Below are 23732 nucleotides of genomic sequence, written 5' to 3' on the forward strand. Positions count from 1 at the left end.
ATAATGAAAAAACAGCTGATAAGTGCCGGTATTCGTCAGGCGTTCCTGCTGGGCGGCGCGCTGACGTTCTCACAGCCGCTGCTGGCGGCGGAGAGCACCAATCCGGCATTACAGGCACTGTTCGACCAGGCGGCCTACTGGCATCAGAAAGCGCATGACGATCTGGCGAAAGCCTCGCTGCAAAAAATCCTGATGGTGGAGCCGAACAATACCCAGGCGCTGTATCTGCTGGCGCTCTATTCACAGCAAAGCGGCAGCGCGGCCGATGCGGCACAGTGGCGCGCCCGCCTGAGTGCGGTATCACCCAACGATCCGCATCTGACGGAGCTGGACAACGCGCGGCAGCTGCAGAGCATTCCACAGGCGCAGCTGTCGCTGGCGCGTCAGCAGGCGCGCAGCGGTAACATCGCCGCCGCGCTGCAAACCTGGCGCAACACCTTCAGCGGCAACGAGCCGCCACCCAGCGTGGCGGCAGAATATTATCTGACCATGGCCGGTGACCGCACGCTGCTGCCCCAGGCGGTGGAGGCGCTGCGGCAGTTTGCCGCTGATCATCCGCAGGATACCGGCGCTCAGCTGGCGCTGGGCAAAGCGCTGACCTATCAGGAAGCGACGCGCCGCCAGGGCATTGATGTGCTGGCCAGCATGGCGGACGGTAATAAAGAGGCCGATCGCTCGCTGCGTCAGGCGCTGCTGTGGCTGGCGCCACAGGCGTCGGACGCTGCGCTGTACCAGACCTGGCAGCAGCGCCATCCGCAGGACAGTGCGGTGGTGGATTACTACCGCAAAAACGTCGGCGGCGCGGAGAAGGGCGCGGGCTTTAGCGCGCTGAACAGCGGCGACGTCAGCGGTGCGCAGAACAACTTTGAAAAAGTGCTGCAGGCCAACCCGCAGGACGCCGATGCGCTGGCCGGTATGGGCTACGTGGCGCAGCGCGCCGGACGCTACGCCGAAGCCGCCGATTATCTGACGCGCGCCGCACAGCTGGGCGGCGATCAGAGCCAGCAGCGTCAGCAGCAGGCGGCCGACGCCCGCTTTTACGCGCAGCTGGCGAATGCCCAGCAGGCGCTGAAAAACGGTGACAGCGCGCAGGCGCTGGCGCTGAGTGAGCCGCTGACGCAGGCCGAGGGCGAAAAAGGCATATCGGCGAAGCTGTTCCGCGCTGATGTGCTGCGCCGCAGCAATCAGCTGCAGCAGGCGGAGCAAACCTACCGGGCCATTCTGCAGAGCGATGCCGATAACCGCAGCGCCAAAGAGGGACTGTTTTACGTGCTGCGCCAGCAAAACCGCAGCGCCGAAGCCAATACCCTTCTGGCATCATTGCCCGACAGCGTGCGCCAGAGCGTGGCACCGCGCGGTAACAGCAGCGATCCGCTGCGTGCGCAGGCAAAACGCGAGCTGGCGGCAGGCAACCGCAGTGCGGCCATTGCCACGCTGAACAGCGCCATTCAGCGCTATCCCAGCGACGGCTGGCTGCGACTCGATCTGGCGCGCATCTACCGCGCGCAGGGCGATAATTTACTGGCCGCCAACGTCATGCAGCCGACCCTGCGCAGCGGTGCCAGCACCAGCGAGCTGTATGCCGGTGCGCTTAACGCCAGCGAGAGCGGTGCCTGGCAGCAGGCCAGCCAGCTGCTGGCGCGCATTCCCAACGGCAGCAAGAACAGCGAGATGCGCGAACTGGCGCAGCGCGTGAATTTCAATCTGCAAATGGCCACCGCCGATCGCTATCTGGCACAGGGCTCTGACGCGGCAGCGGCCAATACGCTGCGCGCGCTGGCCGCCACGCCGCCAGCCAATCCTGTCGATGCCGGTAATCTGGCGCAGAAACTGGCCAAAGCCGGCGATCTCACCACGGCGGTGACGGTGGTGCGCGGCAACATGCAGCGCGGCGTGCAGGGCAACGCCGGTGATTACGCCGCGCAGGTGGCGGTACTGAATCAGGCGGGACTGACGACCGAAGCGCAGAGCTTCCTCAGCAGTCCGGAGCTGCAGGCGCGCAGTACGCCCACGCAGCTGGCCGGCATCCGCAATGGTTATCTCATCAATGAAGTCGATCGCCTGCGCGAGCAGAAGCAGTACGCCGCCGCCTATGACAAGCTGGTGGGCGCGCTGCAGCACGATCCGCAGAACCGCGATCTGATGTTTGCCATGGCGCGTCTGTATCAGTCCGGCAAGATGAACAAAGAAGCGGGCGTGGTGTATGACTATCTGTTAACGCAGGATACGCCCACTCAGGATGCGCGCACTGGTGCTATTGATGTGGCGCTGGCGCAGAACGACATCGACAAAGCGAACACCTTAACCCGCGGCCTGCGCAATGAGCAGACGCCGGATCGCCTGTTACTGCTGGCACGCGTGGCGGAAGCCAACGGCGAGCACAGCCAGGCGATGAGCTACCTGCGCAGCGCGCGCGGCCAGCTGATTGGTCTGCAGGGCGCACAGAGCGGCAGCGTGCCGACCGTTGGCGGTCTGGCGCTGGCGGACAATCCGTTTATCAACCGCAGCACCTCGCCGGTGTCCGGTTCGCCTTCCAGTTATGGCACAGTGATGCCGTGGCAAACGGCACCGGCGACCAGCAGCAGCGCGCAGGACGTCACGCTGGCGAGCACCACGCCGGAGGTCCGGCAGAGCCAGACGCTGCGCCAGATTGACGAGATGATAGACAATCTGCAGGAGAAAACCGGCACCTGGGTACAGGGGCAGATGCAGGTGCGCGGACGGGACGGCGAATCGGGGCTCAGCAAGCTGACCGAAGCCAAAGCGCCGCTGACCTTCTCGACCGTGCCGTTCGGCGAGTCGCGCTTCGACTTTACTATGACGCCGGTGTCGCTCACCGCTGGCAGTGCGGCCGGTGATGCGTGGCGTCGCTTCGGCAGCAACGCGCTGGTGCAGGGCAATGTGGTGGCATCCGGCGCGGCCAAAATAGACGACACGCCGTCTTCGTCGACCGATTCGCAAAAGGCCACAGGCGTGGAACTGAATATGGCGCTGAAGGGCGACAGTTACAAAATCGACCTCGGCAGCACGCCGCTCGGCCAGGATCTCAGTACGCTGGTGGGCGGCGTGCAGTGGTCGCCGAAGCTGACCGATTTCCTGACGCTGATCCTCACCGGTGAACGCCGCGCCATGACCGACAGTCTGCTGTCGTACGTTGGCGTAGAGGACAAGACCAGCGGCAAGCGCTGGGGGCGCGTCACCAAAAACGGCGGCAACGCCATGCTGAGCTTCGATAACGGCGACGCGGGTTTCTACGTCGGCGGTGGCGCGTACAGCTATCTGGGCGAGAACGTGGCGAGCAATAACAGCGTGCAGGCCACGGCGGGCGCTTACGTGCGGCCTTACCACTACGACGATCGCGAGCTGAAGGTCGGCATGAGCCTGTCGTGGATGAATTTCTCCAAAAACCTGAGTTACTTCAGCTACGGTCAGGGCGGCTATTTCAGTCCGCAGAATTATGCCGCGGTGTCGTTCCCTGTCGACTTCAGCCGCAAGTTTGATGACCTGAAAGTCAACGTTGGCGGTTCGGTCGGCTATCAGTCGTACAGCCAGGACAAGAGCGCGTATTTCCCCAACGATCCGTCGCTGCAGTCCCAGCTGCAAAGCCTCGCCGATCAGGGCTTTGTCAAAAGCGCCTACTACAGCGGTGAGAGCAAAAACGGCATCGGCTATAACCTGCACGCCGGTGCCGATTATAAGATTAATAAAGATGTCACCATCGGCGGCCAGCTCGGCTATGACACCTTTGGCGATTACAACGAAAGCACAGCCAATCTGTACTTCCGTTATCTGTTTGGAGACAACTAATGAGTGAGCAACCGGGCGCACGCATCAGCCATCCGTATCAGCCAGGCTGGTTTGATCTGGTCAGCGTGATGATTGAGAGCATGCTGGACAACGCTGGCGCGGAGGCGGAAGCCTTCCTCAACGGCGTGGGCGAATTGCTGGCAACGCGCTATCCTTTGCCGGAGGCGCGCACCGTGCAGGATCTGGAGCGCGAAATTAATCTCCAGCTGGCGCGCTTTAACTGGGGCTTTGTCCAGCTGCAGCCGCAGCAGAACGCGATTATGCTTGAGCACCATGCCCTGCCGCAGGGCGACAGCCAGCTTGATGCAGAACGCTGGCAGCTGGCGCTGAGCGCAGTGCTGGCCGGCGTGTACGCGCAGTGGCTACGTGCGCAGGGTGGTAGCGCGGCGGTACCGCTGACGCTGGAAAAAATCGACGGCGGCACGCTGCATTATCGATACCAATAGGAAGCTGTGATGAGAGTGATGCGGTTCTGGCGTCAGTGGATGCTGTGTTTCATGGTGATATTTTTCAGTGCTCAGGCGGCCGCCGATGGCTGGAGCAGTTACAAAAGCCGCTTTATGAGCAGCGACGGCCGCATCAGCGATACGGCCAACAACAACGTCAGCCACACCGAAGGTCAGGGCTACGGCATGCTGCTGGCGGTGGCGTATAACGATCGCGCCACCTTTGATTTGCTGTGGCAGTGGACGCGTACCCATCTGCGCAATCCGCAGAATGACCTGTTCTACTGGCGCTATACGCCGGGTGCAGCCGATCCCATCGCCGATAAAAATGATGCTTCGGACGGGGATGTGCTGATCGCCTGGGCGCTGCAGCGCGCGGCGCAGAAGTGGGGCGGTGATTATCAGCAGGCGTCGGATCGCATTCAGCGCGCGGTCATCAAGCTAACGGTGATCGACTACGCCGGCCGCAAGGTGATGTTGCCGGGCGCGCAGGGCTTCAATAAAACCAGCTATGTGGTGCTTAACCCTTCCTATTTCCTGTTCGCCGCATGGCAGGAGTTTGCGCAGCACAGCCATCTGCGCGTGTGGAACACGCTGATTGATGATGGCCTTGCGCTGCTGGGAGACATGCAGTTTGGCAAAACCGGCCTGCCGCTGGACTGGGTGGCGCTGAACGCCGATGGCTCCGTCGCGCCGGCGGTCGGCTACTCCAACCGCTTCAGCTATGACGCGATTCGTATTCCGCTGAATATCTGGTGGTACGATCCGCAAAGCCTGCGGCTGGTGCCCTTCCAGCGCGTCTGGCAGGGCTACGCGCGCGACACCACGCCAGCGTGGTTTGATGTGCTGGCCAATACCCCGGCACCTTACAATATGGAAGGTGGCCTGACCGCGGTGCGCGACCTGACGCTCAACCAAACCGGCTACCTCAGCGACCGCCTGGCGCCGGAGCAAAACTATTTCTCCGCCAGCCTGCAACTGCTGACCTGGCTGGCTTATCAGGAGAAGCGATAGCCGAACGCTACCTGCACCCGTCGGGATTTATACCGGAGCGCATCAAAGCGCACCCTGTAAAAACCACGCAACTATCTTGTAGGGTCGCCATTTATGGCGACCTTTTCATTTTCGTGTGCTTATTTAAAATCCGCATACGGTTCCAGTGGCTGTGGTGGCATATCCATGTCGCCGTTCCAGCCGGCCATTGAGTAGCGCACATACAGCAGCCCGTGGCTTGGGGTGTAATCTTTCGCCTGCTGAATGTCCATGGCCAAACCCAGCGACCAGTGCGGCGTGATGCGCCGCTCTATCAACGCCTGCACGGTATAGCCGAAACCGCGTCCGGAACTGCTGTCCGATGACGGATTGCTGGCCAGCGTAAAGCCTGGATTCACCGGGTAGCGCGCCTGAGCGTCGGTGGTTGACTGTGACCACGACACCGAGCCACCGAGTTCATACGACCAGTTTTCCGTGCGCTGACGCCAGGTCAGCGGCACCGCCAGCGAGAAGTAGCGCTGCGGGCTGTAATAGCCGCCCTGGCCAAAGGTGTAGTCGCTCAAATCTTTCTGATAGTGCCACAGCATACTGTTCAGGCCGATGGTGGCGCGCTGGTTGTCGCTATTGATCAGCTTGTAGTAATAGCCTGCCATCAGCCGTTCGCGGCTGTTGTCCGCCACGTTTTCACCGCTGATTTGATGGGCGCTGAGATCGGCCCACACCCCGTGCGCGCCGCCCCGATCGTAACTCAGGCCGATACCGCCGCCGGTCGCGACGACGCCGCCCCAGTTTTTGCCGCCGTTAGTGGCCGGATCGCGCGCGCCGGCGTAAGCCAGCAGCGAACTGGAGATCGGGCGACGTGAAGCGGTAAAGGTCACCCCGAGATCGTCGATGTCAGTTTTCCAGCTTACGCCGCCGACCCAGTTAGTGACGGTAAAACCGAGCGGCGTGGTGCCGATATCGGCTGACCAGCGATCGTTGTGCCAGCCGACGCCCAGCGCGGTGCCTTCGTCCCGCTGGGTGAAATCGCGCCGGCAGCCCCCGGCGTTGGCGTCGTTACAGCTGCCGAACTGTTCACTGTGGCTGCCATCAGTGGTGGAAAATGTTCCGGCAGACACCTGTACGTGATCGACGCGCACAAAGCTGCGGCCATCGGCCAGTGGGGTTTCCGCCTGCAGCATGGTGGTATGGGCGGTAAAGTCAGAGGTGCCACCGTTGCCCTTATCGCGCGAGTAGTCCTGTTCCAGCGTCACAGTGGTGTCCTGCTGGCGATACAGGTCAGCGGCGTCGCTGCGGATGCTGCGCTTCAGCCAGTCGTCCTGGGCCTGCGTGCGCGTCAGCCGGGTATAGCGGGCGTTATCGTCTGGCAGCGCAGGGGTGATGCCGCTGGCGACCATCGCCGCGCGGTAATCCTGCTGTGCCAGCGCGGGCTGGCGCTGCTGTCTCTCCAGCCGCGCGGCATCACGCAGCACCAGCGCTTTTTCCTGTGACGGCGCGACAGCGGCGGCGCGGGTTTTCAGCGCGCTGAACAGCTGCTGCGCTTTGAGGAGATCGCCGCTGTTTTGCCAGGCGAGTGCCACGCGCCGGCCGCTGTTCAGGCTCTGCTGCGCCACGCTGTCTGGCAGGCTGTGCAGCGCTGCGCGCGCTTCGGTGGTGCGCTGCAGCGCCAGCAGCGCCTCGATGCGGCCGAGCGCGGCATCGTTGTTGCTGGCGTCCTGCTGCAGCACCTGCTGATAACCGGCCAGCGCTGTTGTGGCATCGCCTCGCTCCAGCGCCCAGTCGGCCAGCGTAATGTCGCGGCGCGGCGAGGCCGGCTGCTGTTGCAGCAAGCGGATGGCGGCGGCTTCATCACCGCGGGCGCGTAGCTCCCCGGCACGCCCGAACGCCTGGTTTTGCGCCAGGCGGTCCGCCAGTTGATGCATGTTGCTGTCCCAGCGGGCGGTGGGTAAACGGTGCAGCGTGGCCAGCGCGGCGGCATCGTCGTCGCCGGATGACTGCCACAGTGCCGTGGCATACAGCGCGGCTGGCTGCTGCGGCTGCTGGCGCACCATCGCGGCCATTACCGCCGCGCCTGCCTGGTTGTCACCGCTGCTGCGTAGCGCATTGGCCAGCCGCCAGGCCAGCCAGACATCATCCGGTCGCGCCTGAGCCGCCTCACGGTATTTCGCTACCGCCTGCGGCCATTGCTGCTGCTGCGCCAGCGCGTCTGCGTCGGCCAGCAGGCTCTCAATACGTAAATTGCTCAGGCGCTGCTGCGCCGTGCCGTTACTGCGGTCAAGGCGCAGCGCCTGCTGCCAGTACTGCCGGGCTAACGCGCTGTTTTTACGCGCCTGCGCCACATCACCAAGGCCGATGAGCGCCCAGCTATCATTGCTGTCGATGGCCTGCGCGCTGCGGTACTGCTGCTCAGCGCCGGACAAATCCCCCTGCTTCAGCGCCGCGTCGCCGCTGTCGATGGCCAGCCAGTAACGATTGGTTTGTAACAGGGACTGCCACTTGCCGATTTGCGTGCTGGCCTGGCCCGCCTGAATCGCTTTCTGTAGCCAGCTGATGGCGGCGGCGCGGTGACCGGCACGCGCCTGCGCCTGGCCCATGGCACCGAGCAGTTCGGCGTCGTCCGGATTGGCCTTCAGCGCCGCCTGTAATGCGCCGATTGCCGCCGCGCCGCCGCCAGCCTCGACCAGCGCCAGGCCGCGCATGCGCTGGCGGAAGGCCGGATCGGCCAGCATTTTTTGCTGACGCGCCAGCTCATCCGCTCCGCGCTGTTGCGCATCGCCGCTGGTGAACACCTGCAGATACTGCTGCAGGCTGGCAACGCTGCGCTCGCTTACCGGCTGGTTCTGGATCTGCTGCAGCCACAGTTCGGACGCGGCATCGCGGCCGCCGTCGCGGTTGGCCAGCTGACGCAGCTGGGTCACTGCCTGATCCGGCTGATTATTATCAAACGCCATGCGCGCCAGCTGTAGCTCGACGCCGATATTACCCGGATAACGCTGCTCCAGCGCCTGCAACTGACGCCAGGCGAGCGGCTGCTGGCCCGGCAGGCGCGCCACCAGTCGCCAGTACTCCAGTTCGGTGTTTACATCGGGAAAGACGCCGTGAAACAGCGCATCCCACGCTACTTTGGCCTCCGGCAGCCGTCCGGCGGTGGCCAGCAGCCGCGCCTGCTGCAGCTGCTGACGTCCTTCGGGGCTCATCAGGCGCAAACCTGCCGCGGATTCACGCGTGGCGGCGTCATCCGGCGCAGCCTTTTGCAGCGCATCGAACAGCTGCTGGGCTTTGGCCTGATCGCCCTGACGCAGCGCCATACGAATGCGTGCCGCCAGCACCTGCGGGTTATCCGGATCGATTTTTTCCAGCCGGTACAGCGACTGCTGCACCAAATCGTATTTGTTGGTGGATTCGCCGGTACGAATCTGCATCAGCAGCCACGCCACCGGCGCCACCTGCGGACCGGGCGCGGCCGCCACGCTGCCGGCCAGCGCACTGGCGATCAGCAGCGCAAGCGGTAACTTATTCATCGTCATCCAGCTCAGCCAGGCGACGACGGCTCACCATGCGCATCAGGCGCCAGGCCATCAGGGCGAACAGGATCACCACCAGCACGGCACACACGGCCAGCCATACCGGATGGGTGGCCAGCAGATTCCACAGCCGCTCCCACCACGGCAGATGTCCGACAAAGTAGGTATCGCCCACGCGCACGCTGTTGACGCCGGACTCCCGGACGATGCTGACGGAACCGAACATCGCCGCGCGTTTGCCGCTGTCGCGCAGCGCTGCATTCAGCAAATCCCAGCCGCGCGGGCTGTCAGCCAGCAGCGCGACCACGCTGCGCTGATCGTGGAACGGCGACTGGAAGCCAACCAGGGCGCCGAGCGGACCGCGCGAACTGATGCCGGTCTGGCTTTCGGCAGTGCGCTCGCTGGCTGACAGTGGCACGTTGGGCGCGCTGCCCGGGCGCGATGGCATGTTGAGGGTGCTGCGCGTGCGATCCACCAGCAGATTGATCGCCGTGTCCGCCTGCAGATCCGGCGGAATGCTGCCGATCAACAGCAGATCGGCATCGTGGTCTTTCGCGTTGCGCCAGTCATCGCTCATCTGCACGCGAAGTGCCGGATAGCCGGTCTGGGCGCCGATCGCCCCCAGCGCGTCAAGCAGCGTACTGACTTCGCCGCTCTCCGGTTTTGCCGGCACCAGCACCAGGGTTTGCGCCAGATCGGCGTAGCGGCTGAACGGGAAGCCAGCGCTGGCAAACGCGCCGAGCGAGGGCATTTCGATGTAGTGCCGATAGCCGGAGAAATCGATGCTGGAGCGATCGTCGATCACCGCATGATGCGCGACGGGGGTGACGGTTTCACAGCGGCCATCGGCAGTGCCGCCGATAAAGGTATTGGCGTAATCAAAATCAAAGCGCAGCTGGTTCACCACACCGAGACGCAGTGCCGGAATGGTCAGCTGACGGCTGTTGTCCTGCAGGCCCTGCATCAGCGGAATGCGCATCAGCTGCTGGCCCGCGCCATCTTTACTGGTCAGCGGATAATCCTGCATGAACTGGTTATTGAGATGCACCGCCAGCCGTGAGCCGTCCTGCTGCACCGGTGAGGTGTAGCGATAGATCAGGTCCATATCAATGCCGCGTGCGCGCACCAGGAACAGATCCGGCGGCAGGTTGAGCGTCAGGCTAATCGGGTTGGGTTGCAGGCCATCGGCCTGCAGCTGGTTCTGATACTGCGTCAGTTCACCAAAGGTGGTGCGGCGATCGGTGCGTACCCAGTTTGGCGCATCGTACGGCTGGCGCGGGGCCAGCAGTTTCACGCTGTCGATGGTGGCGCGCTCGCCGCGCAGCAGCAGTTCACCCTGCGCAATGCCCTCTACTGCAGTGATCAGATCGTTATCGTCGCGGCCGAGAATAAGCAGCATCTTCTGATAGGGATTGTCCGGCTGGCTGACCATTTCCACGGTGGGTTTGTCCACCGGCGGCAGCGTTTGCAGGAAGTCAGGCCGGCGATCGTTGGTGGCGAACACCACCGCATGCTGTCCTTCCGGCAGCTGGTTATACAGCACCGGGAAGGACTGGCCGCGCCACTGCGCCTGGCTACCGAACCACGAGGCCAGCAGGCCTGCCGCACGCTGTTGCTGCACATCCGGCTGGCCGCTGAAGACCATCGGCAGCTGCAGCGGCCGGTTGTCGCGCGCGTCAAAGAATGGCTCCGGGAAATGAGAGAGATCGTTTTTCAGCGGCAGCTTCTGCAGCGTCAGGTCCAGTTTGCTCGCTTTACCGATATCCAGCCAGATGGTGCTGTTGGCCGGATTTTCACATACGTTGGCGTAGTGGCCGACCAGTTCCAGGCGGATGCGGTTGAAATCGCTAATGTAGCGCGGGTCGATCGCCAGCTGCGTCTGGTTCTCTTTGCCGAGCTGATCGGCGGTGACGGTGACCAGTCCCACCAGTTCATCGTTGAGATACACCTTGAGCTGCGACTGCGTCGGCAGCAGCGCCGGCGAAGGCCGGTAGTTGAGCGTCAGCAGCGCGCGCGTGACCACTTCATCGCTGCGCACGCCGAACTCAATCTGGCTGGTGGGGACGGTGCCGCGCAGCGTCATGCTACCCGGCGGCGGTGCCACCTGGGTAAACAGCAGCTGGCTATCGCGCAGCGGGGCGCTGGCATCGAGCGGTTGGTTCACGTCGGACAGCGGCGCAGAGGTTGCCGCAGGCGGTGCAGCAGGAAGCGCCGCCGGAAGTGCCGCCTGCGCCAGAGACGCCGTGCCCAGCAGCAGGGCGGTGAACCAACTCAGTTTTCTCGTCATGGTCATATCATCAGCTTAGGTAAAATCAGTGTTGAGCGTTGCCGGTCGCGGACGGACGTTATGCGGCAACAGCGTTGCCAGCCAGTGCAGTCCGGCGGTCAGGCCACGGAACAGGCGGCGCAGCGGTGCCGGACCATACTCCGCCAGCCGCAAATAGCCTTTGAAGCCGAGCAGCATAATGTCCGCCAGGCTCTGCACCGGTTTATCCTCCGGAAAACCGTCCTGCCACAGCGCCCAGGTATCGGCGCGCGCAAAGGTGCACTGAATAAATTCGATGTGCTGGCGGGTGGAGAGCTGGTGCAGGCGGATACCTGCGCGGCGGCCAAATACGCGCTGCACCTGGCACGGAAAACTGAACTCCTGCTGTCCGCGCCGCAGCAGCAGCGAGACGCTTTCGTTCTCGCGCAGTGCATCCGGCTCGCGCAGTTCGACGCCCACGCCGCCGTCAGAGTAGTCGCGCAGCGTGCACGGCAGCATATGACCATCGGCGCGTGCCAGCGCCGCCGGCATGGCGATCTCCACGCGGTGCGCTTCACGGATTTGACGCGCTTCCACCGACACCGCCACCGCGCCGCCGAGAATAATCATGTTGTAAACCACCCACACCAAACTGACCCAGATGGTGAGCAGCTCATTGGCCGGGCCGTGCGCCATGCGCCAGAAGCCCATGCCGATACCGGCAATGTTCAGCAGCACCAGCAGCATATAGGGTTTGGTGATCACCCAGTCGAGATGGCGCTCTTCTACCAGGCCCCCTTTGGCGGTCACGTTGAATTTGCCTTTGTGCGGATTAAACAGCGCGACGGTGGTGGGGCGGGCGATATACCAGGCGAGCACGGTTTCATACACCTCGCTCCAGAACGAGTGGCGCCAGCGCCCCTGGATGCGCGAGTTGGTCAGGCTGGTATGTACCATGTGCGGCAGCACGTAGATGGCGATGGCCAGCGCGGGCGCATAGATGATGTAGGCATGGCACAGCAGGAACGCCAGCGGCGCCAGCAGAAAGATCAGCCGGGGGATACCGGCAAGAAAGTGCAGCATGGCGTTGGCGTAACACAGCCGCTGTACCAGCTTCAGTCCTTTGCCAAACAGCGGATTATCGAGACGGAAGATCTGCACCATGCCGCGTGCCCAGCGGATGCGCTGGCCAATATGCGCTGACAGACTTTCGGTCGCCAGCCCGGCGGCCTGTGGAATGCGGATGTAGGCTGAGGTGTATCCGCGGCGGTGCAGTCGCAGCGAGGTGTGCGCATCTTCGGTAACGGTCTCTACCGCGATGCCGCCAATCTCATCCAGCGCGCTGCGGCGCAGCACTGCGCAGGAGCCGCAGAAAAAGGCGGCATCCCAGGTGTCGTTACCATCCTGCACCAGACCGTAAAACAGCGAGCCTTCATTCGGCGTCTGGCGGAAGCGGCCGAGGTTGCGCTCAAACGGGTCCGGTGAGAAGAAGTGGTGCGGCGTCTGCAGCATGCCCAGCCGGTGATCTTTCAGGAACCAGCCCATGGTGAGCTGCAGGAACGAGCGCGTCGGCACGTGGTCGCAGTCAAAAATCGCCACGTATTCGCTGCGGCAGGTGGTTTTCAGCGCATGGTTGATGTTGCCGGCCTTGGCGTGTTCGTGGCTGGGGCGCACCACGTAATTGACGCCCACGCTGGCGGCAAACTCGCGGAACTCCTCGCGCGTGCCGTCATCAAGAATATAGATGTTGAGTTTATCCTGCGGCCAGTCGATGCCCAGCGCAGCATAGATGGTGGGTTTGACCACGCTGAGCGGCTCGTTGTAGGTCGGCACCAGAATATCGACGCTGGGCCAGCTGGCGATCTCCGGCGGCATGGAGACCGGCTGGCGGTTGAGCGGCCACAGCGTCTGGAAATAGCCCAGCACCAGTACCGTCCACGCGTAGGTTTCCGCGCCAATCAGCAGCAGGCCAAACGTCAGGCTGAGCGGATCGTCCCAGTTAAGGGTTTCCGTATAGCGCCACCACAGATAGCGGCAGGAGATGGTGAGCGACAGCACAATCAGCATGATGGTCACCAGCCGGCCCGGCATACGGCGCACCAGCATGGCCAGCGCCCACAGCAGCAGCACAAATACAAACTGGGTGGTGATATCAAACGGCTGCGAGATGCACAGCAGCGCCAGCAGGCTGGCGGCGATCGCCACTACGATGAACAGCAACTGACGCACGCGCCGTGGCAGGCGCTGCAGCCAGCGTTCGCTGCGCTGCGGCACGCCGCTGTGCTCCAGCCGCGCCGGCAGGTGCGCCAGCCATTGATACAGCTGCTGGCGCCAGCGGAACAGCGAGCCAAAGGCGTTGAAACGTTTACGCTCGCTGGGCGCGCTGCCGTCCAGCGGCAGCATAATAAGCAGCCACAGACTCTGGAGTGCATAGCGCACAATATCGAGCGGACGCGGGCGCAGCGGAGAGATATGCGGGAAGTAGCGCTGACGCTGCTGCAGCACGCGCCGCCACGCCGGCGTTTCCAGCCGCAGCAGCGACCAGGCGAGCACGCACCACAGCAGATGCAGCGCGACCGTTAACCGCCCGGCGCCGTGCTGACGCGCCAGGTGCGCGCGCTGCTGCAATGCCTGCGAGGCCTGCGGCACCAGCAGCCAGCGCAGCGCATTCATGCGCCACCTCCGGCAACATGCAGCAGCAGCCAGTTGGCCAGCGTATTGATCTCTTCGCTGGCCAGCGCATGCGGACGCCAGGCGCCCACTGGCTGTTTCATCATCAGCGCTTCCGCCAGCGCTTCATCGCGATGAATTACCTGTGGAATCAGGTTTTTAAGCGAGCGCAGCCACAGCTGATGCAGATCCTGCTGCAGCTGGCTATTGGCGTTGAACTGGTTAATCAGAAACAGCGTCTGCGGCGAAAAGTGCGCGCGGTGCAGGCGCAGCTGGCAGTTGGCATCCAGCGTTAACAGCTGAAGCAGCCGATCGGCGGCCGGGATGAACGCCTGCTGCCACGGCAGCAGATCCGCCGGAAGGTCGAAAATAATCCACTGATAGCGCTGTTTCAGGGCCGGCAAAGCCTTAAGCAGCGGTTGTGCAATTTCCGCTGTCGCTGCGGTTAAGGATAAGGTCTGCTGATGCGTGAGCGTGCCAGACGGCAGAAAATCCAGCCCCGGCTGATAGCGCAGCGCGCTGTGCTGCCACGGCTGGTTATCCAGCTGGGCGCGCAGCCAGCCGTGCGGCGTGTCGAGCGGCAGATTAAAGTGGGCCGCCAGTTGGTTGGCTGGCGAAAGGTCGATAAGCAGCACCGACTGCTGCAGCGCGTTTAGCGCCCAGCCCAGCGCGGCACTGAGTGCCGTCGCGCCGCACCCGCCGCGCAGCCCCTGTAAGGCGAGAACCGGCATTAGCGTGGTGACTCCGGTCCCTGCGTGCATTCCTGCAACAACGGCCAGCGCGACAGCAATTGTTGCAGACGCGCTTCACGGGCAATATCAATATAGCGAAACGCCTTCAGTGAAAAGGCGTCACTCAGGGCGTTAATATCATCCTGATCTTCGCTGCCGACAGCGATCAGTGAAAAAGCATTTTCAGTTTTCATTACTTTTTTGTCACCAAAGAAACGACAACGGATAAAGAGGGGTGATATTTTTCTTGTCGCGTATAAAACCGCAGCCAGCGATTTCTGGCCCGGCAAAGTTCAAACAGTCTGGCGCGTGCGCAGCTTTTTTTATTTCAGCAGTTCCAATCGTTGCCGTCTATATTAAACTAGCCTGGATTGTACAGATCGCGACGCTAATATGAAAAATCTTTATACGCTTGGCCTGCAGCAGGTACAACAGGAATTAATCGCCCTGCAGTCGCCGGGATTTTACTGGATAACCTGCCAGCGGCCCGAAGACGCACGAACGCTGTTACGTCAGGTGGTTAGCCAGCAAAAGGCGGCCACGCTGGTGAGCGCGGATGAACCCCCGCAGGCGCTGTTAACGCCCGATCCGCCCGGCGGTCCGGCGCGTATTCCCTTATTTTCGCTGCCTGCCAATAAAGCCAGCCTGCAACATCTGGCCAGCGATATGGCGCGCGTAATGAATAAACGTAGCGGTCTGGTCATGTTTTATAGTCAGGCGGCGCTGTGGAGCAAATTATCCCCGGATGAACTGACCGTGTGGATAAAAGGCTTGCGCCGGGTTCTGTTAAAAAAACAAATGACGCTGCTAATGATCACCTGCGGAACCGCAATTATTCCCCTGCGAAATCATCTGCAGCGTTATTTTCGTCAGCTTGATGGTGTCGCCCATTTAGAATTTCAGCAGGATAGCTGGCAATATCGAATTAACTGGTGGTACTCCGCCGATAAATTGCTGGCCGACCGCGCTATCCGCCTGAACTGTATTGATAATCAGTTTATTGCGCAGGCTGAAGCTGCCGCGTCACAGCCGCTGAGCCTCAATGATGAAAACCAGTTTCTGGCCCAGCAGGATGTGCTGGAAGGGGCGCCGCCGCTTTCCGCGCAGTGGCAACTGTTCAGCGATAACGAGAGCGTGTATGCGCGCGCGCAGCAGGCTAACGCCGCCACGGTCATCTTTAGCCTGGCCCATAATCAGGATGTGCCGACTCTGGCGAGCATGGTCCATGGTTTGCGGCGCTCGCGTGGCAACGCGCTGAAAATCGTGGTGCGGGAACTCGGCACCAGCCTGCGCTACAGCGATGAGCGTTTGCTGCTGGCGTGCGGCGTTAACAGCATTGTCCCGACGGCGGCGCCGCTGTCGCGCTTGCTGACTGCACTGGAAGGCGTGCAGGGCCAGCAGTTTACCCGCCACGTGCCGGCCGATCTGCCGGCGCTGGTGCAGGCGCTACAGCCGCTGCAGCAGAAAGGCTATTTGCCGCTGGAGCGTTTCTGTGCGGCGGTACAGCAGTTGATGAACAATACGCTGCTGCCGGAAAACGACAAAGGGCTGATGGTGGCGCTGCGCCCGGTGCCGCAGCTGTCGCCGCCGCAGGTACTGACGCTGTGTAAACCGCGTCGTTTTGGCGACCTTGTGACGCTGGTCGACGATCGGCTCTATTTATTCCTCTCTTCCTGTCGCTTTAACGACCTGGACATTGCCCTGAAATCGATATTTTCCCTGCCGCACGACGAGCTGTTCAGTAACCGCATGGTGTGGTTTGCCGACAATCAGATTTTGTCGGAGGTGAATAAAGTGCGGCAGCTGACGCCGGTGGCGCAGTTCGAACCGCTCAGGGTACCGGCCGCTGCGCAACCAGCCGCGCCGGCAGCGGCCGCGCCGCGCGGCCCTCAGACGCCGCAGCCGATCATCATCGACCTCGGGGAGCCGCACGTATGACGCTGATGGATGGTGTGCAGGTGGCGATCCTGCTGTTACTGATTTTGCTGTTCCTGAAATCGCTGTGGCGACGCTGGCTGCCGCAGCGCAGCACCAGCCTGCTGATGCGCCTGTTACCTGCCCGCGCCCTCAAATCGGAAGGGCAGTGGCAACGCCAATCGACCAAAACGGATAAACATGGATAACACACCTTCGACGCTGCACGCGGCGCGCTGGCGCGGCCTCGGCGGCTGGAACTTTTACTTTCTGATCAAATTTGGTCTGTTGTGGTACGGCTATCTCAACTTCCATGCGCTGAGTAATCTGGTGTTTCTGGCATGGCTGCTGTTTCCGCTGCCATCAGCGCGGCTGCATCGTCTGCGCCAGTGGGTTTCGCTGCCGATTGGCTTCGCGTTGTTCTGGCACGATACCTGGCTGCCGGGTCTGAACTCGCTGCTCAGCCAGGGCAGCCAGGTGGCGGGATTCTCGCCGGCCTATCTGCTGGATTTGCTGCAGCGCTTTATTAACTGGGAGATGATCGGCGCGGCCTTTGTGCTGCTGGTGATTTACCTGTTCGTGGCGCAGTGGATTCGCGTCACCGTGCTGGTGTCACTGGCGCTGATCTGGCTGAACGTGCTGACGCTCGCCGGCCCGGCGGTCAGCCTGCTGCCCAGCAAAGCCGCCGCACCGCCGGTGGCGCTGAATGACAAACCGACCGCCAGCCCGGCCGCGGCGGGACTCGATCAAAGCGCGCCGCCCACCAGCGCCAACCTCACCGCGTGGCTGAATCGCTTTTACGACAGCGAACGCCAGCGCGTCACGCACTTCCCGGATGCGCTGCCCGCCGATTCGCAGCCGTTCGATATTCTGGTGATCAACATCTGTTCGCTGGCGTGGTCGGACATTGATGTGGCGCAGCTGCGTGACCATCCGCTGTGGAAGCACTTTGATATCGTGCTGAACAACTATAACTCCGCCACCGGCTACAGCGGCCCGGCCGGTATTCGCCTGCTGCGCGCCAGCTGCGGCCAGACCTCACACAGTAACCTGTATAAAGCCACCGACCAGCGCTGCTATCTGTTTGATAATCTGGCGAAGCTGGGCTTTAAGCAGCAGCTGATGATGGACCATACCGGCGTGTTTGGTAACTACCTGAAAGAGCTGCGCGAGGACGGCAACCTGCAGGCGCCGCTGATGTCGCAGGCCGGGATTGCGCCGGAGCTGACGTCTTTTGATGGTTCGCCGGTGTACAACGACGGGCAGCTGATGCAGCGCTGGCTTGATGATCGCAGCAAAAGCAGTGATGCGCGCAGCGCCACCTTCTACAACCTGATTCCGCTGCACGACGGTACGCGCGAGCTGGGCAGCACCCGCACCGCCGAGTGGCAGCCGCGCGCACGGGTACTGTTCGACCAGCTCGATACCTTCCTGACCAATCTGGAGAAGTCGGGACGCCGGGTGATGGTGCTGGTGGTGCCGGAGCACGGTGCGGCACTGCAGGGGGATAAAATGCAGATGTCCGGGCTGCGCGACATTCCGAGCCCGGGCATCACCCACGTGCCGGTTGGCATTAAATTTGTTGGCATGAAAGCGCCGCACCAGGGCCAGCCGCTGACCATCGATACGCCTGTCAGCCTGCTGGCAATTTCCGAGCTGGTGTCGCGGGTGGTGGACGGTCAGGTGTTTAACGCACCGAACGTCAACATGTCGGTGCTGGCGGATAACCTGCCGCAGACGCCGGTGGTGTCGGAAAATGATAACGCCGTCGTGATGATGTACCAGGGCAAACCGTGGATTCGCCTTAACGGCGGCGACTGGGTAGCCTATCCGCAGTAAAACCTGAGCGGCAAACGGTGCGGGCTGGCGCGCACCGTTTTGTCTCTGCGCCGCTAATGGCTGACAAAATGCTGAAACCGCGCGCAAAGCGGGGCAGTTGCGTGATTTTCGCCTTTATCCCGGCGCAAAAAAATGCTGACCTGGGATATACTTGCTGCGCATTCCGGCAACTGTCACGGCCCCCGGCGGCCAGGAGAGGTTTTGTTGCGCGTCAGTCGTTCGTTAACGATAAAGCAGATGGCCACCGTGTCCGCCGTGGCGCTGGTCACCATCTGTATTTTTATCGTCATCCAGTTATTCCATTTTGTGCAGCAGCGCAGGGTGGATTACGCCCAGCAGATGGAGAACGTCGCGCATACCGTGCGTCAGCCGCTGTCCGAAGCGGTGCTTAAAGCCGATATCCCGCAGGCCGAACGCATTCTGAATACCCTTAAGCCAGCGGGCATTCTGTCGCGCGCCGATGTGGTGTTGCCGAACGCCTTCCAGGCGCTGCACGCTGACTTCGCGCCGGAGAAACCGGTGCCGCGCTTTGTCGCCCGGCTGTTCGAACTGCCGGTGCAGATTACGCTGCCGCTCTATTCGGTCGAGCGCAGCGGGCTGCCGAAGCCGATTGCCTATCTGGTGCTGCAGGCGGATTCGTCGCGCGTTTATCAGTTCCTGCTCAGCACGCTGTCCACCATGATCACCACCTATCTGCTGCTGGCGCTGATTCTGTCCGTGGCGATTAGCTGGTGTATCAACCGGCTGATCGTGCATCCGCTGCGTAATATTTCGCGTGAGCTGCAGGAGCTGCCGCCGCCCGCCATTCTCACCCATAAGCTGGCGCTGCCGCACAATCATCGCGACGATGAGATCGGCATGCTGATTCGCAGCTACAACCGCAACCAGCAGGTGCTGGAGTCGATTCACGATGAGATGAGCCGGCTGACCACCCATTTCGCGGTGACCGATTTGCCCAACCGCGCGCTGTTTCTGGCGCTGCTTGATCAGCACATCCGCCATCGCCACAGCCAGCAGCCGTGGGGGCTGATGGTGATCCGCATCGAAACCCTGCAGGAAGCCAATGGCGTCCTGAGCGATGAGCAACGCGATACGCTGATGCTGACGCTGGTGGAAAAAATCCGCAGCACCATTGATGACCATACGCTGCTGGCACAGACCGGACCGAGCGATTTTGCGCTACTGATGAAGCGTGCGCACAACCCGTTTCGCGCCATGCGGCTGGCGCGCAACCTGATGCTACGCATCAACCAGCCGGTGAACCTGTATCAGCTACAGCTGCGCCCCAACGCCAGCATTGGCCTGGCGCTGCATGATGACAACACCGTGTCCGCTGGCGAACAGCTGGCGCGCGCCACGTCGGCGATGATGTCGGCGCGCCATCAGGGTAAAAACCAGATTCTGTTCTTTGACCCGGCGCTGACCGAGCGGGCGCAGAAGCGCTTAACCCAGGAGCACGACATCCTGCAGGGCCTGCAGGATGGCCAGTTTGCGCTCTATCTGCAGCCGCAAATCAATATGGCCACTGGCGAGCTGGCCGGCGCAGAAGCGCTGCTGCGCATGCGTATGCCGGACGGCAGCTACGGGTTATCCGAAGAGTTCATCGCCAGCGCCGAAGAGATTGGCGTCATCTCCGCGCTCGGCCGCTGGGTATTTGAAGAGGCGTGCCGCATTATCGCTGGCTGGCAGCGCCACGGCATCAATCTGCCGCTCAGCGTGAATATCTCCGCAGTACAGCTGCGCGATGCCAGCGTGGTGAGCCATCTGCAGGGGCTGCTGGAGCGCCACCGCATTGCGCCGGGTAACTTCGTGCTGGAGATCACCGAAACCGCGCAGATTGGCGATGCTGAACAGGCGATGGCGCTGCTGCGCTCGCTGCAGCAAACCGGGGTGGCGGTCGCGCTGGATGATTTCGGCATGGGCTACTCCAACCTCAACTACCTGCATCAGTTCAAAGCGCTGCCGGTCAATAAGCTAAAAATGGATCGCAGTTTTGTCGCCGCGCTGCCGGATGATGACACCATGGTGCGCATCGTGGCGGCGATTGCCGATATCATCCACCTCGACGTGATAGCCGAAGGCGTCGAAACCGCCGAGCAGCGCGACTGGCTGCTGGCGCGCGGAATTACCATCGGGCAGGGCTACTTATATGCTGAAGCCCTGCCGTTATCGGTGTTTAACCAGCGCTGGCTGGCCAGCTCGTCACCGTCTGAATAATCACCTTATTTATTGATTTTCCTTGCAGAATTGCACCGTTATGGGGTGCTGAAGCGTTTCAGTTCATAGTTAGAGTTTTGTAACTTTTGTAAGGAATGTAAGGGTATACTAATCCTGTTAACAGAGTGTTATTTTCCTCGCCATCGGTAAGGTCATACGCTTCCAGGCGGCTTGCCGCATGCGTTTCTCCATAACAATGGCGGTGAATGCCGTCTATACCTGGACACCTGTTATGAAACTGTTCAAAAGCCTCTACTTTCAGGTACTGGTTGCCATCGGCATCGGCGTCCTGTTAGGCCACTACTACCCTGAGTTAGGCGCGCAAATGAAGCCGCTTGGCGATGGCTTCGTTAAGCTGATCAAGATGATCATCGCCCCCGTGATTTTCTGTACGGTGGTGACCGGTATTGCCGGCATGGAGAGCATGAAAGCAGTTGGACGGACCGGCGCAGTAGCGCTGCTCTATTTCGAAATTGTCAGCACCATCGCGCTGATTATCGGTCTGGTGGTGGTCAACGTGATCCAGCCGGGCGCGGGAATGAACGTCGATCCGGCGACGCTGGATGCCAAAGCGGTTGCGGTCTACGCGCAGCAGGCTGAGCAGCAGGGCGTGATTGCCTTCCTGCTGGACGTGATCCCGAACAGCGTGGTCGGTGCCTTCGCCAGCGGTAACATCCTGCAGGTGCTGCTGTTCGCTATCCTGTTTGGCTTTGCGCTGCATCGCCTCGGTAACGCCGGCACCGTGATGTTCAACGTCATCGAGAGCTTCTCGAAGGTGATTTTTGGCGTGATCAACATGATCATGCGTCTGGCGCCGATTGGTGCGTTCGGCGCCATGGCGTTCACCATCGGTAAATATGGTGTCGGATCGCTGGTGCAGCTCGGTCAGCTGATTATCTGCTTCTACATCACCTGCGTACTGTTCGTGGTGATTGTGCTGGGGATTATTGCCCGCTGGGCCGGCTTCAACATCTTCAAGTTTGTTGCCTACATCAAAGAAGAGCTGCTGATTGTACTGGGAACGTCTTCGTCCGAGTCGGCGCTGCCGCGCATGCTGGATAAGATGGAGAAGCTGGGCTGTAAGAAATCGGTGGTCGGGCTGGTGATTCCAACTGGCTACTCGTTCAACCTCGATGGCACGTCGATTTACCTGACCATGGCGGCGGTGTTTATCGCTCAGGCGACCAACGCCCACATGGATGTCTTCCACCAGATCACGCTGTTAGTGGTGCTGCTGCTCTCCTCCAAAGGCGCGGCAGGGGTGACCGGCAGTGGCTTTATCGTGCTGGCGGCTACGCTGTCGGCGGTGGGACATCTGCCGGTGGCCGGTCTGGCGCTGATTCTCGGGATTGACCGCTTCATGTCGGAAGCCCGTGCGCTCACCAACCTGGTGGGTAACGGTGTGGCGACTGTGGTAGTGGCGAAGTGGGTCGGCCAGCTCGATGAAGCGCAGATGAAAGCGACGCTTTCTTCAGCGAAAAAGGTCAATAACGCTTCACAGACCAGCGCGTAACCCTCTATTTGCGTTAATTTGTCGTGAAATGCCCGCTGTCGCTTGCCCTGACAGCGGGCATTTGCATAATAACCCCATTGATTTTTTTCCCGATTTTTTTCCTCGTCGCGCGACATCCTGGCCTTCCTGTGGTCAAAGAGTCTGTCGTTGAATAAACGTGGCGGCAGCCTGCCGCCGTGGTTCGCTGAAAAGCGGCCGCCTATGGCGCGCACGAGCGTTTATCTGTTTGAGTAGGGGTTCACATGCAGGGCACCAGAATTCGGCTTTTGGTTGGCGGATGGCTGCTTGCGGCATCTGGCTTCGGCGTCCACGCCGAAACACTTCAGCCTGATCCCGCCTGGCAGGAAGGCAAACTGGACAATGGTTTCAGCTGGCAGCTGCTGACCACACCACAACGTCCGAGCGATCGCATCGAGCTGCGCCTGATAGTTAATACCGGTTCGCTGGTGGAAAGCGCCCAGCAAACCGGGTTCAGCCATCTTTTACCGCGTCTGGCGATGGTACATAACACCGCGCTGGATACCAATCAGCAGCGCGCACTGTGGCAACAGGCGATGGATCCACAGCGACCGCTGCCGCCGGCCATCTCGTCTTATGATTTCACTCAATACAATCTCAGCCTGCCGAACAACCGGCCGGAGCTGCTGAAAGAGGCGCTCAGCTGGCTGGCGGCCACCGCCGGTAAAATGACCATCAATGAGCAGGTGGTGTCGACCGCGCTGACCGCCACCGATCCCATCGCGACCTGGCCGCCCAATACGCAGGATGTGTGGTGGCGCTATCGCCTGAAAGGGTCGACCATGCTGGCGCATGATCCGGGCGAACAGCCGCGCGCGCCGGTGGATATCGCGCAGCTTAATGCCTTTTACCAGCAGTGGTACACGCCGGACGGCATGACGCTGTACGTGGTGGGCAACGTGGATAGCCGCAGCATGGCGGAGCAGATCAACAAAGCGTTCTCGCCACTGCAAGGCAAACGGGTGGCGCCCGCGGCGCTGCCCACGCTGTCGCCGCTGCCGCATCAGCCAATCAACCTGGTTAACGGCGGCATGATGCAGGATCGCCTGTCGCTGGTGTGGGATACGCCATGGCAGCCAATCCGCGACTCGCAGAATCTGCAGCGCTACTGGCAGAGCGATCTGGCGCGCGAAGCGCTGTTCTGGCACGTCCAGCGCGCGCTGGCCGACAGCAAAGCGCAAAACGTGCAGGTTGGCTTCGACTGTCGCGTGCTGTATCAGCGTGCGCAGTGCGCCATTAACATGGATTCGCCTAACGCGTCGCTGGCGCAGAACCTGAACCAGGTGGCGCGTGAGCTGGCTACCGTGCGTGACAAAGGTCTGCCGCAGGAGGAGTTTGATGCGCTGATGGCGCAAAAGCTGCTGGAACTGAATAAACTGTTTGCCACCTACGCGCGCACCGACACTGATATTCTGATGGGGCAACGTTTGCGCTCGCAGCAGAATTCCGTGGTGGATATCGCGCCGGAGCAGTACCAGAAACTGCGTCAGGCGTTTCTCAGTGAGTTAACGCGCGACCAGCTCAACCAGGAGTTGCGCCAGCAGTTAACGCAGGAGCTGACCATGGTGCTGATTCAACCGCAGGGTGAGCCCGAAACCAACGTCAGGATGCTGCAGGACAGCTGGGACAAGGTGATGAAGGTTCCGGATGCGCCTGCCGCCGCCGCTACCCCGGATGAGGCTAAACCCGAAAATAATGGCAGCGCGAGCGCGACCGATGCGGCTCAACCCTCGTCATAACCCAGGGCGCATGAATCCCCGCAATAAGGTGCGCTGCAGTAAGGCGGCACGGGTGTTCATCCTCAGCAGCTTACGT

The 23732-nt window shown here is 61.6% G+C and carries 14 protein-coding genes; 9 read left to right on the forward strand and 5 right to left on the reverse strand.

What is annotated here, in order from left to right; all coding sequences use genetic code 11:
• Positions 1 to 3: 3 nt before the first annotated feature.
• The 3 genes from CBW22_RS09785 to CBW22_RS09795 are packed head-to-tail and all read left to right on the forward strand — an operon-like array spanning position 4 to position 5267.
• Positions 4 to 3807 (forward strand): cellulose biosynthesis protein BcsC, encoded by a 3804-nt coding sequence (locus tag CBW22_RS09785; protein ID WP_088516559.1) that lies wholly within the window; start codon positions 4 to 6, stop codon positions 3805 to 3807.
• Entirely contained in the window at positions 3807 to 4253 is a 447-nt protein-coding gene (gene bcsD / locus CBW22_RS09790) for a cellulose biosynthesis protein BcsD (RefSeq protein ID WP_058758083.1), read from the forward strand. The genes CBW22_RS09785 and bcsD overlap by 1 nt, the downstream gene beginning before the upstream one ends.
• Positions 4254 to 4262: 9 nt before the next feature.
• The gene (locus tag CBW22_RS09795; RefSeq protein WP_031279620.1) at positions 4263 to 5267 is read left to right on the forward strand and encodes a glycosyl hydrolase family 8; all 1005 of its coding nucleotides are present in this window, start codon (positions 4263 to 4265) and stop codon (positions 5265 to 5267) included.
• A gap of 119 nt (positions 5268 to 5386) precedes the next feature.
• Here the strand turns inward: CBW22_RS09795 and bcsC are convergent, their stop codons facing one another.
• From bcsC to bcsR, 5 genes are read right to left on the reverse strand one after another with little or no spacing between them, the layout of a single operon-like run.
• Positions 5387 to 8767, reverse strand: coding sequence for a cellulose synthase complex outer membrane protein BcsC (gene bcsC, locus CBW22_RS09800; RefSeq protein WP_088516560.1), 3381 nt, complete (start codon positions 8765 to 8767; stop codon positions 5387 to 5389).
• Complete coding sequence (bcsB, locus tag CBW22_RS09805; RefSeq protein WP_058771048.1) at positions 8760 to 11057, reverse strand: cellulose biosynthesis cyclic di-GMP-binding regulatory protein BcsB; 2298 nt, start codon at positions 11055 to 11057, stop codon at positions 8760 to 8762. Before bcsB ends, bcsC begins: the two co-directional genes overlap by 8 nt.
• 15 nt (positions 11058 to 11072) lie before the next feature.
• Complete coding sequence (gene bcsA / locus CBW22_RS09810; protein ID WP_088516561.1) at positions 11073 to 13688, reverse strand: UDP-forming cellulose synthase catalytic subunit; 2616 nt, start codon at positions 13686 to 13688, stop codon at positions 11073 to 11075.
• Positions 13685 to 14416 (reverse strand): cellulose biosynthesis protein BcsQ, encoded by a 732-nt coding sequence (gene bcsQ, locus CBW22_RS09815; protein WP_088516562.1) that lies wholly within the window; start codon positions 14414 to 14416, stop codon positions 13685 to 13687. The genes bcsA and bcsQ overlap by 4 nt, the downstream gene beginning before the upstream one ends.
• Positions 14416 to 14610: a cellulose biosynthesis protein BcsR gene (bcsR, locus tag CBW22_RS09820; RefSeq protein ID WP_021507005.1), complete on the reverse strand. Its 195-nt coding sequence runs from the start codon at positions 14608 to 14610 to the stop codon at positions 14416 to 14418. The genes bcsQ and bcsR overlap by 1 nt, the downstream gene beginning before the upstream one ends.
• Before the next feature lie 199 nt (positions 14611 to 14809).
• Here bcsR and bcsE point away from each other — a divergent pair, with 199 nt between their 5' ends.
• From bcsE to CBW22_RS09850, 6 genes are all read left to right on the forward strand, one after another.
• Entirely contained in the window at positions 14810 to 16354 is a 1545-nt protein-coding gene (gene bcsE, locus CBW22_RS09825; protein WP_088516563.1) for a cellulose biosynthesis protein BcsE, read from the forward strand.
• Positions 16351 to 16539 (forward strand): cellulose biosynthesis protein BcsF, encoded by a 189-nt coding sequence (bcsF, locus tag CBW22_RS09830; RefSeq protein ID WP_010617915.1) that lies wholly within the window; start codon positions 16351 to 16353, stop codon positions 16537 to 16539. Before bcsE ends, bcsF begins: the two co-directional genes overlap by 4 nt.
• The gene (bcsG, locus tag CBW22_RS09835; RefSeq protein WP_088516564.1) at positions 16532 to 18169 is read left to right on the forward strand and encodes a cellulose biosynthesis protein BcsG; all 1638 of its coding nucleotides are present in this window, start codon (positions 16532 to 16534) and stop codon (positions 18167 to 18169) included. Before bcsF ends, bcsG begins: the two co-directional genes overlap by 8 nt.
• Before the next feature lie 204 nt (positions 18170 to 18373).
• Positions 18374 to 20386: a biofilm formation regulator HmsP gene (hmsP, locus tag CBW22_RS09840; protein ID WP_021507002.1), complete on the forward strand. Its 2013-nt coding sequence runs from the start codon at positions 18374 to 18376 to the stop codon at positions 20384 to 20386.
• A gap of 232 nt (positions 20387 to 20618) precedes the next feature.
• Positions 20619 to 21899 carry a dicarboxylate/amino acid:cation symporter gene (locus tag CBW22_RS09845; protein ID WP_031279619.1) on the forward strand — a complete coding sequence of 427 codons (1281 nt, stop codon included), beginning with the start codon at positions 20619 to 20621 and terminating at the stop codon, positions 21897 to 21899.
• A 242-nt stretch (positions 21900 to 22141) separates the two neighbouring features.
• On the forward strand, positions 22142 to 23656 hold the full coding sequence (locus CBW22_RS09850) for a M16 family metallopeptidase (RefSeq protein WP_058758091.1): 1515 nt from the start codon (positions 22142 to 22144) through the stop codon (positions 23654 to 23656).
• Positions 23657 to 23732 lie beyond the last annotated feature (76 nt).

The organism is Pantoea sp. VS1 (genome assembly GCF_002207995.1).
GTDB classification, from domain to species: Bacteria; Pseudomonadota; Gammaproteobacteria; order Enterobacterales; family Enterobacteriaceae; genus Pantoea; species Pantoea dispersa.

Excerpts from the sequence above, each read along its gene's own strand:
- CBW22_RS09845 (WP_031279619.1), top strand. The coding sequence starts at position 20,619 with ATGAAACTGTTCAAAAGCCTCTACTTTCAGGTACTGGTTGCCATCGGC.
- bcsB (WP_058771048.1), bottom strand. The coding sequence starts at position 11,057 with ATGACGAGAAAACTGAGTTGGTTCACCGCCCTGCTGCTGGGCACGGCG.
- bcsG (WP_088516564.1), top strand. The coding sequence starts at position 16,532 with ATGGATAACACACCTTCGACGCTGCACGCGGCGCGCTGGCGCGGCCTC.
- CBW22_RS09785 (WP_088516559.1), top strand. The coding sequence starts at position 4 with ATGAAAAAACAGCTGATAAGTGCCGGTATTCGTCAGGCGTTCCTGCTG.
- bcsE (WP_088516563.1), top strand. The coding sequence starts at position 14,810 with ATGAAAAATCTTTATACGCTTGGCCTGCAGCAGGTACAACAGGAATTA.
- bcsD (WP_058758083.1), top strand. The coding sequence starts at position 3,807 with ATGAGTGAGCAACCGGGCGCACGCATCAGCCATCCGTATCAGCCAGGC.
- CBW22_RS09850 (WP_058758091.1), top strand. The coding sequence starts at position 22,142 with ATGCAGGGCACCAGAATTCGGCTTTTGGTTGGCGGATGGCTGCTTGCG.
- bcsC (WP_088516560.1), bottom strand. The coding sequence starts at position 8,767 with ATGAATAAGTTACCGCTTGCGCTGCTGATCGCCAGTGCGCTGGCCGGC.
- bcsF (WP_010617915.1), top strand. The coding sequence starts at position 16,351 with ATGACGCTGATGGATGGTGTGCAGGTGGCGATCCTGCTGTTACTGATT.
- CBW22_RS09795 (WP_031279620.1), top strand. The coding sequence starts at position 4,263 with ATGAGAGTGATGCGGTTCTGGCGTCAGTGGATGCTGTGTTTCATGGTG.
- bcsQ (WP_088516562.1), bottom strand. The coding sequence starts at position 14,416 with ATGCCGGTTCTCGCCTTACAGGGGCTGCGCGGCGGGTGCGGCGCGACG.
- bcsR (WP_021507005.1), bottom strand. The coding sequence starts at position 14,610 with ATGAAAACTGAAAATGCTTTTTCACTGATCGCTGTCGGCAGCGAAGAT.
- bcsA (WP_088516561.1), bottom strand. The coding sequence starts at position 13,688 with ATGAATGCGCTGCGCTGGCTGCTGGTGCCGCAGGCCTCGCAGGCATTG.